The following is a 560-nucleotide window of genomic DNA, read 5'->3' as shown; positions in this document are numbered from 1 at the left end:
CAACGTCGCGTACGGGCTGGCCCGGCTGGGGGAGCCCGTCGCCCTGCTCACCGAGCTCGCCGACGACGCGTACGGCCGGCTGATCCGCGCCCACCTGGAGGCGGCGGGTGTCGTGCTGCTGCGCGGGCCGTCGGACGGGGGCGGCGGTCCGCGCACCCCGTCGGCGGTGGTGCGACTGGACGCCGAGGGGCGGGCGCGGTACGCCTTCGACATCGGCTGGACGCTTCCGCCGGTCGACCTCCCCTTCCCGCCCGGGCACCTGCACATCGGCTCGATCGCCGCCGTCACGGCGCCCGGCGCGGCGGTCGTGCTCGCCCTGGTCGAACGGTGGCGCGGCCGGGCGGGCGTCAGCTACGACCCCAACGTGCGGCCCGCGCTGATGGGCGAGCACGCCGAGGCCGTCCGCCGGGTGGAGCGCTGCGTGGCGCTCAGCGACCTGGTCAAGGCCAGCGACGAGGACCTCGGCTGGCTCTACCCCGACCGCACCCCCGAGGAGGCCGCCCGCCACTGGCTCGGCCTCGGCCCGGCCACCGTCGCGGTCACCCGCGGCCCCGCCGGCG

At 78.4% G+C, this 560-nt stretch carries 1 protein-coding gene; it reads left to right on the top strand.

The window, feature by feature from the left end; all coding sequences use genetic code 11:
* Window positions 1–560 (top strand): PfkB family carbohydrate kinase (locus tag ABD308_RS07440; RefSeq protein ID WP_344329559.1); only part of this gene is annotated, 560 nt, incomplete at both ends.

Origin of the sequence: Kitasatospora putterlickiae (genome assembly GCF_039527695.1) — a bacterium.
In the GTDB taxonomy this organism is placed as follows: Bacteria; Actinomycetota; Actinomycetes; order Streptomycetales; family Streptomycetaceae; genus Kitasatospora; species Kitasatospora putterlickiae.
The sequence above is the reverse complement of the archived record's forward strand: the minus strand, read 5'-3'. Positions and strand labels throughout refer to the sequence as shown.